The sequence below is a fragment of the uncultured Maritalea sp. genome, assembly GCF_937139385.1.
GTDB lineage: Bacteria > Pseudomonadota > Alphaproteobacteria > Rhizobiales > Devosiaceae > Maritalea > Maritalea porphyrae_A.
This window is the reverse complement of sequence record NZ_CAKZPW010000193.1, coordinates 1-8,519: the sequence shown is the minus strand read 5'-3', so window position 1 is coordinate 8,519 and position 8,519 is coordinate 1. Positions and strand designations below refer to the sequence as shown.

The 8,519-nt window shown below is 52.3% G+C and carries 7 protein-coding genes; 1 reads left to right on the top strand and 6 read right to left on the bottom strand.

The annotated features are described in order from the left end of the window. Positions 1–135: 135 nt before the first annotated feature. Genes guaD through uraH form a run of 6 tightly spaced genes read right to left on the bottom strand, consistent with a single transcriptional unit; the run spans position 136 to position 7,680 of the window. The gene (gene guaD, locus Q0231_RS08300; protein WP_299347079.1) at positions 136–1,446 is read right to left on the bottom strand and encodes a guanine deaminase; all 1,311 of its coding nucleotides are present in this window, start codon (positions 1,444–1,446) and stop codon (positions 136–138) included. A 3-nt stretch (positions 1,447–1,449) separates the two neighbouring features. After that, positions 1,450–2,676, bottom strand: a complete 1,227-nt coding sequence (locus Q0231_RS08295; RefSeq protein ID WP_299347077.1) for a urate hydroxylase PuuD — start codon at positions 2,674–2,676, stop codon at positions 1,450–1,452. Then, a complete protein-coding gene (xdhC, locus tag Q0231_RS08290; RefSeq protein ID WP_299347075.1) occupies positions 2,666–3,508 on the bottom strand; it encodes a xanthine dehydrogenase accessory protein XdhC in 843 nt (280 codons plus the stop codon). The genes Q0231_RS08295 and xdhC overlap by 11 nt, the downstream gene beginning before the upstream one ends. A gap of 3 nt (positions 3,509–3,511) precedes the next feature. Beyond that, positions 3,512–5,821 (bottom strand): xanthine dehydrogenase molybdopterin binding subunit, encoded by a 2,310-nt coding sequence (xdhB, locus tag Q0231_RS08285; RefSeq protein WP_299347073.1) that lies wholly within the window; start codon positions 5,819–5,821, stop codon positions 3,512–3,514. Then, the gene (xdhA, locus tag Q0231_RS08280) at positions 5,818–7,305 is read right to left on the bottom strand and encodes a xanthine dehydrogenase small subunit (RefSeq protein WP_299347071.1); all 1,488 of its coding nucleotides are present in this window, start codon (positions 7,303–7,305) and stop codon (positions 5,818–5,820) included. Before xdhA ends, xdhB begins: the two co-directional genes overlap by 4 nt. Before the next feature lie 3 nt (positions 7,306–7,308). Beyond that, entirely contained in the window at positions 7,309–7,680 is a 372-nt protein-coding gene (gene uraH, locus Q0231_RS08275; protein ID WP_299347069.1) for a hydroxyisourate hydrolase, read from the bottom strand. Between the two features lie 203 nt (positions 7,681–7,883). Here uraH and Q0231_RS08270 point away from each other — a divergent pair. Continuing rightward, positions 7,884–8,519, top strand: a 636-nt coding sequence (locus Q0231_RS08270; protein ID WP_299347067.1) for a polysaccharide deacetylase family protein, incomplete at its 3' end; no start/stop codon positions are given.

The window sequence follows — 8,519 nt, the reverse complement described above, 5'->3', positions numbered from 1 at the left end:
GGCACCCCCGCCAAATGGTGCTATGCGCAAGCGTCACCATCTTGATTGGTCCCGGCTCGTAGGCCGGGACGGTGCACTGAAGAAAACTCGACTACCCGGACCGCCCCGCACTTGATGCGGGGTCAATAACCCCGGTTAGTTCAGGCCGGCTTTCAAGGCCTCACCCGCCACATAAGTCTGAACAATCGCGCGGTCGTCGCCAATGGTTTGCAAGAGGAACAATTCTTCCTCCAAAGTCGTCACGGTTTCCATTCGCAATTGCATGGCTGACGTGGCATTGGCGTTGAGCACCACAATGTCAGCGTCAGTGCCTTTATCCAGTGTGCCGATTTTTTCTTGAAGTGATAGCGCCCGCGCATTGCCCAACGTGATTTGATAGAACGATGTTAGCGGGTTCATGCGCTGACCCTGCAAGTTGAGGATTTTATACCCTTCGTCCAGCGTTCTAAGCATCGAATAATTGGTGCCGCCGCCCACGTCCGTTGCGATGGCGATCCTGCCTTTATCTTGAGGTCCTGCAACCCGGTCCCAATTGAACAGGCCCGAGCCGATGAACAGGTTCGAGGTGGGGCAGAAAACCGCCACCGAACCGGTTTCTATCATCGCGTCGCGTTCGCGGTCTTCAAGGTGAATGCAGTGGCCAAAAAGTGATTTCTCGCCCGCCAAGCCATAGTGCTGATAGATACCAAAATAGTCGCCCATTTCCGGGTAAAGCGAATTGGTGAATTCAATCTCGGCTTTGTTTTCACTTAAGTGCGTTTGAACGTGCAAATCTGGGTGCTCTTTGGCCAAGGCCCCGGCCATTTCCAATTGCTCAGGCGTAGAGGTAATGGCAAAGCGCGGGGTGATCGCATAATGGTTACGGCCCTTGCCGTGCCATTTTTCAATCAGTGCATTGGTGTCGTCATAGCTTGATTGGGGCGTGTCCCTTAGGGCCTCAGGCGCTTCGCGGTCCATCATCACTTTGCCGCCAAGCATCAGCATATTGCGCTTTTGCGCCTCTTCAAAATAGGCGTCGACGGATTGAGTGTGCACAGAGCAATAGGCAACTGCCGTAGTAGTGCCGTGGCGGATCACTTCGTCGTAGAAATGCCCAGCGATTTTCTTGGCGTGCGCCAAATCGCCAAAGCGTTGCTCTTCTACAAAGGTATAGGTGTTCAGCCACTCCAATAAGGACCCAGCGTAGGAACCGAGCACCTGCATTTGCGGGAAGTGAATATGGGTGTCGATGAACCCGGCCATAATGATGTGCGGGCGGTGATCAATGGTTTGGACATCTGCTGGTACACTCTTGGCGATATCGGCAAACTCGCCTCGCGCCATTATTTTCCCGCTTTCAATCAGCACGGCCCCATCTTCAAGATAGGTGTGGCAATCTTGGTCGTCGCGTGCTTTTGGCGCGTCGTTGAAACTCAAGACGCGGCCTCGCAAAATCTTCAAAGTCATGTCTTATCCTTTTGAAGCGCTTTCAAACCAGGCGACCAGCACTTGGCGTTCTTCTTCGCTCATTTGTGTCACATTGCCCGGTGGCATGGCGTGGGTGCGCCCAGCTAGAATGTAAATCTCATGAGCGTAGGTGGCAATCGCCACGTCATTATCCAAAATGACGTTTTTGGGCGCTTGGGAAACCCCTTCCCACGCAGGTTCTGCGGTATGGCACATGGAACAGCGCCCAATCACCGTGTCGCGCGCTTCTTCAAAATGCGCATCGGCCATCATGATCTGAGCTTGTGAACTGGCCACGGTGTCTTCAGTGATCCCGCCAATTTTGGGGTTGGTTGAAAGCCACATGATGCCAATGAACAAAACCGCCGCAATGAACCACGTCCAATAAAGGCTTTCGCCTTTCATATGTTTGGTATTGAAGAAGTGGCGGATCAGCACCCCGATCAAAAAGATCAATGCTGCGATCACCCAATTGTACTGCGTGGCAAACGCAAGTGGATAGTGGGTGGAAAGCATCAAAAACAGCACGGGCAGGGTCAGGTAGTTATTGTGCACAGACCGCTGTTTAGATTGTTTGCCCAAAGCTGGATCTGGCGATTTGCCGGCCTTAAGGTCGTCTACGATGATCTTTTGATTTGGGATGATGATAAAGAACACATTGGCCGACATAATGGTGGCGGTGAACGCCCCTAGGTGCAGCAATGCGGCGCGCCCTGTGAACAATTGTGTGTAACCCCACGCCATAGCGACCAGAACGACAAACAAAAACAACATCAAGCCGACGTCCGATTTGCCCATGGGCGACTTGCACAATTGGTCGTAAATCAGCCAACCCACGGTGAGGGATGCAACTGAAATCAAAATCGCAACGGGCGAAGAAACATCCAGCACATTGCGGTCGATCAGATAAAGGTCTGCGCCCACATAATAGACGATGGCCAGCATGGCAAAGCCAGAAAGCCAAGTGGTATAGGCTTCCCATTTAAACCAAATCAAATGCTCGGGCATATTGGGTGGCGCCACCATATATTTTTGGATGTGGTAGAAGCCGCCGCCATGCACTTGCCATTCTTCGCCCTGCACACCTTTGGGCAGGCTTTCATGTTTGCGCAGGCCTAAATCGAGCGCAATGAAATAAAAGCTTGAGCCAATCCAAGCAATACCGGTGATCACATGCAACCACCTGATGCCAAAGCTTAGCCATTCAAAAAAAATTGCACTATCTGGCATGTTCTTCCCCCCGAACAAGTGTATTTTTGGCCAGCTGCCCTGCCTGATCCAAAGTGGCGATAATTTCAGCCGCGACAAGCGCCGCGATAATTTCTGGTCGTTTGTCTTGAACTCTGTGCCCACCTATCGGGCAAACAAGGTTTTTGGCGTCAACGCCACCATCATAGGTCTGTTTGAGCCAATTGGAAAAAACGCCCCGTTTCGTTTTAGAGCCGATAATGCCAACATAAGAGAATTTGCTAAGTACAAGCGCTTCCCCGGCAATTAAAAAATCAAGCGCATGATCATGGGTGAGCACCACAACGGCACTGCCCGGCTTTGCTGTGCGCAACTCAGCTTCGGGCAAAGGCGACAAGCGATTTTCGACCCCTGATATATTGGGCAACTCATGTGCGCGCTGATCGATCAAAACTGGATTGACCGGCAATAGCGCCAAAGTTTGTGCCAGTGCTTTGCCCACGTGCCCGGCCCCAAAAATCAAAACATCAGGTTTTGCATTTTGCTCAGCAAAATGGCGGGCTAAAATATCTTGCGAGTTGGCAATCAGCGACAAAGCAATTTCCACCTGCCCACCGCAGCATTGACCAATTTCTGGCCCAAGTGGCACAGTGCACGTCAATTGATGATGACCTAGGCGCAGCATTTTGCGCGCCTCGTCGATCATCATAAATTCCAATTGGCCGCCACCTATTGTGCCGATCATTTCATGTGCATTGACCAACATCCACGCCCCAACGTCACGCGGCGAGGAGCCTTTGACCTGCGTGATTTGAACGTCAACGGCTGGGCCCGCCTTCAAGAATGACTGGAGCTGATGTTTAGCCAAGCCCATGCCCTATTCCCCTTTGAGCCTTTGCACAGCCATCAAAATCCGTTCTGGCGTGGCGGGGGAATCAAGTTTTGGGCAGGTTTTATAGTCAGCAACAGAAGCCACCGCCATCGACAAGGCTTCAAGCACAGAGATCGCCAGCATGAAGGGCGGCTCGCCCACCGCTTTTGAGCGACGGATGGTGCGTTTTTTGTTTTCAGACCAATTCACCAAATTCACATTGAACTGACGCGGTCTGTCTGAGGCAACGGGAATTTTGTAGGTCGAAGGGGCGTGGGTTTTTAACTGTCCGTCTTTTGACCACCACAATTCTTCTGTGGTGAGCCAGCCCATGCCTTGCACAAATGCGCCTTCAACTTGCCCCTTGTCGATCGCTTCATTGATCGAGCGGCCCACATCGTGCAGCACATCAACGCGCTCAACAAAATATTCGCCGGTGAGTGTATCGATCACCACTTCTGATACAGCGGCCCCGTATGCGAAGTAATAAAAGGGTGTGCCTTTGCCCGCGTCGCGGTCCCAATGGATATCAGGGGTTTTATAGAAACCCGTTGCCGAAAGCTGCACGCGGTTCATATAGGCGGTTTTAACGAAATCTGCGAAACTGAACGCTTGTTCGCCAACAATGACTTGGTTGTTTTCAAAGCGTACCTTTTCAGGGGCGACGTCATATTCTCCAACCGCAAAATCAATCAACCGTTGCTTGATTTTTTGCGCAGCATCGGCTGCGGCCATGCCGTTCAAATCTGTACCCGAAGAAGCGGCCGTTGCCGAGGTATTTGGCACTTTGTCGGTGCGGGTGGCGGTGACTTTGATGGTGGAGATATCCACCTGAAACTCATCTGCAACCACCTGGGCAACTTTGGTGTAAAGCCCTTGGCCCATTTCGGTGCCGCCGTGGTTGAGCTGGATCGTGCCATCACTGTACACATGCACCAGCGCGCCCGCTTGGTTGTACCAAGTGGCGGTGAAGGAAATGCCAAACTTCACTGGCGTCAGCGCGATACCACGCTTTAGAACGCGGCTGGTCTTGTTGAACTCAAGCGCTGCGTCTCGTCGCTCTTGATAATCCGCGCTTGCTTCGAGTTCATCAACGATGCGCTCAATTATGCTGTCGTCGACCACCTGGTGATAAGGGGTTAGATTTTTCCCCTCCCCGCCATAAAAGTTGGCGCGTCGTATTTCCAATGGGTCTTTGCCCAACGCATAGGCGATCTCTTCAATCATGCGCTCGCCACCCAACATGCCCTGTGGTCCACCAAATCCTCGAAACGCCGTATTGGAAACAGTGTTGGTTTTTAATGGTTGTGAACGCAGTTCAACGTTGGGAATGAAATAGCAATGGTCCGCGTGGAAAAGCGCGCGGTCTGTCACCGGCCCGGATAGGTCTGCTGAGAAACCACAACGCGCCGCGAACTCAGCGTCGATGGCGTGGATTTTGCCCGCTTCATCAAACCCCACATCATAGCTCGCGACAAAATCATGGCGTTTGCCCGTAGCCACCATATCGTCGTCGCGGTCTGGGCGGATTTTAACCGCGGCTCCATGCTTCTTGGCGGCGATGGCCGCCACTGCTGCGAACAGGCTACCTTGCGTTTCTTTGCCCCCAAAGCCGCCGCCCATGCGGCGCACTTGCACATTGACCGCGTTTGCTGAAACGCCCAACGCGTGGCCCACCATGTGCTGGATTTCGGTTGGGTGCTGGGTGGAGGAGAAAACGGTGACTTCATCATCTTCACCCGGGATCGCCATGGCGATATGTCCCTCAAGATAGAAGTGATCTTGGCCGCCGATTTCCATTTCGCCTTTGATGCGCATTGGCGCATTTTCAAGCGCAGATACGGCATCACCGCGTTTGAGCTTTAGGGGCTTGGTGACAAGTTCAGCGCCGTTTGCCTTAGCTGATTTCACATCCAGTAAAGGTGCTTCGCTGATATATTCAACTTTTGCCAAATGGGCTGCGCGACGGGCTTGATCGCGGGTTTTTGCGACAACGGCAAACAAGGGCTGACCATAAAAGTGAACTTCACCGCGCGCAAAAATCGGCTCGTCGTGCAACCCCGTTGGGCTGACATCGTTTTCGCCGGGGATGTCGTCTTTTGTGAGCACATCCACAATGCCGGGCGCTTTGCGCACAGCATCCAAATCCATTGATTTGATTTTGCCATTGGCGCAAGTTGAAAGTCCCAGATAGGCGTGTAGCGTGCCAGCGGGTTCGATCACATCGTCCAAATATTCGGCCCGACCTGAAACATGCTTATGGGCAGATTCATGCTCGATGGATTGATGTGTGCCGCCTTTGATTTGTTTGTTCATGACAGCGCCTCCAAGGTTGCGGCTTGGTGCAGATCATCAAGGCTGATCGCATTTTCATCAGCATGTTCAAGATAGAACCGTTCAAGCAAATTTTGCGCGGCGGCCATGCGATAAGTGGCCGAAGCACGCCAATCGGAAAGGGGTTCGAAATCTTGTTCAAACAATTGCTTTGCGTCGGCAATCGAGCGCTCGGACCATGGCGCACCTTTTAAAGCGGCTTCAACATGTGACGCCCGTTTGGGCGTGCCAGCCATGCCGCCAAAGGCGATGCGGATATCACTTATGCGCCCGTCGTCGATTTTGGCGCTGAACGCTCCACACAGCGCGGAAATATCTTCGTCGCGACGCTTTGAGATTTTGTAGCAGGCAAACAATTGATCTTCGTCTGGCAATGGGATGTGGATTTGTTCAACAATCTCACCCGCGACGCGGTCTTGCTTGCCATAGGTGATGAAGTATTTTTCTAGCTCCAACGTGCGCCGTTCATCGCCCTTACGTAAGGTGATGGTCGCCCCCAAAGCAATCAGAGGCGGCGGGGTGTCGCCGATCGGTGAGCCATTGGCGATGTTGCCACCCACGGTGCCCATATTTCGCACCTGTTCGCCGCCAATTCGACGCCAGAATTGAGAGAGCTGTGGCAAATGCTCGTCGATGACTGCCAACATATCTGTGTAACTTGCACCCCCATCAACGGTGATCGCGGTATCGCTCACCTCAATTTTGCGGAAATCCTTGAGCCGCGACGTAAAGATCACAGGGGAAATGTCGCGCATGAACTTTGTCACCCAAAGGCCCACATCAGTTGCCCCTGCAACAATTGTCGCTTCTGGATTTCGCGCATAAATGCTTGCGAATTGATCCAGGGTTGCTGGCGCGAAAAGTTTTTCAGCTTCGCTTTCAATTGCCAACATTTGATCGTTTTGTAATGCGCTCAGGTTTTGCACAATTTGATCTTGCTCTGCGATTAAATAGTCCTCGTGCAGCTTGCCGTGTTCGCAAATAGCCAGCGCCGCCTTGATGATCGGCTCATAGCCTGTGCACCGGCATAGGTTGCCCTGCAGGTAGCGTTCAATCGTTGCCACATCCGGCTCAAGTTCGCTCATCCACATGGCATAGAGCGACATCACGAATCCGGGCGTGCAGAACCCGCATTGGGAGCCGTGATGGGTAACCATAGCTTGCTGGATCGGGTGCAGCGCGCCATTTTTGCCTTTTAGATGCTCGATGGTGACCACATGACAACCATCAAGCGAACCAACAAATCGGATGCAGGCATTTACGCTTTCATATTTCAGCTGATCGCCCTCAAGGCGTCCCACCAGCACGGTGCACGCGCCGCAATCACCCTCCGCGCAGCCTTCTTTGGTGCCGCGCAGGACCTGGGTGAGTCGCAAATAGTCCAACAAGGTTTGGGTGGCGGGCAGACGATCAAGCTCAATAGGTTGGTCGTTAAGCCAGAATTTTAGCGTGTGGCGCGTGGTCACTTTTTAGCTCCCGCGATAGGTTGAAAAGCCATAGGGCGAGACGAGCAAGGGCACATGATAATGAGCGGTTTCATCCGCCACCACAAATTGAATGGGCACCACATCAAGGAATTGACCATTTTCAAGGATCACATTTTGCGCGGTGAAATAGTCCGACACATGAAAGCGCAATTCGTACCGCCCTTTGCGCAGATTTGAGGCGTTGCGCATAGGTGCATCGCAGCGACCATCATTATTGGTGATAGCGGTCACGAGCGGGCTGGAATTGTCCGCATCAAGATCAAATAACTCAATTTTTAAGCCCGCTGCCGGGCAACCGCGAGCGGTGTCCAAAACATGCGTTGTAAGCTTACCGGTGGTGTTTTGATTGGTCATTTATCCCCCCTGTCGATCCCCTTTGTCCTTTAAAACACACGTAAAAGTCAAGATTTTTTAACAAATGGTCAAAATTTTGAAAGTGTAATAGGATGCGCTTCAACGGACCATGCGATTGACCAAATCAGCCGCACGGCCCATCTTAACAAAAAACATGTGATTTGGCCCACAAAAGGCCAAACCAACGACTGATGGATGATCAAGTGACAAAATCCGTTCGATATGACCGCGATATATTGGGGTATGGCGCAAAGCCACCAAAGGCAAATTGGCCCAATAATGCCAAGATCGCTGTGCAATTTGTTGTGAATTATGAAGAAGGTGGAGAGAACTGCGTTCTGCATGGTGACGCTGCATCTGAAGCCTTTTTGTCCGAAATTGTTGGCGCGCAACAATGGGCTGGGCAACGCCACTGGAACATGGAAAGCATTTACGAGTATGGGTCCCGCGCCGGGTTTTGGCGGCTGCATGATTTGTTCACAACATTAAATGTGCCCGTCACTGTTTATGGGGTCGCGACAGCGCTGGCCCGTTCACCCGAACAGGTGGCCGCCATGCAAGACGCCAATTGGGAAATTGCTTCGCATGGCCTTAAGTGGATTGAATATAAAGACTTCACCCGTGAAGACGAAGCCACCCATATGCGTGAGGCCATTCAACTGCATTATGAAGTCACCGGTGACTACCCAAAGGGCTGGTACACGGGGCGCTGCTCTGCCAACACCGTTGATTTGGCATGCGAGATCGGTGATTTCGCCTATGTTTCAGACAGCTATGCGGACGATTTGCCCTATTGGTACGACAGTGGTGACAAGGCGCAACTGATCATCCCCTATACG

Coding starts and splice junctions, on each gene's coding strand:
- uraH (WP_299347069.1), bottom strand. CDS start 7,680: ATGACCAATCAAAACACCACCGGTAAGCTTACAACGCATGTTTTGGAC.
- xdhC (WP_299347075.1), bottom strand. CDS start 3,508: ATGGGCTTGGCTAAACATCAGCTCCAGTCATTCTTGAAGGCGGGCCCA.
- xdhB (WP_299347073.1), bottom strand. CDS start 5,821: ATGAACAAACAAATCAAAGGCGGCACACATCAATCCATCGAGCATGAA.
- Q0231_RS08295 (WP_299347077.1), bottom strand. CDS start 2,676: ATGCCAGATAGTGCAATTTTTTTTGAATGGCTAAGCTTTGGCATCAGG.
- guaD (WP_299347079.1), bottom strand. CDS start 1,446: ATGACTTTGAAGATTTTGCGAGGCCGCGTCTTGAGTTTCAACGACGCG.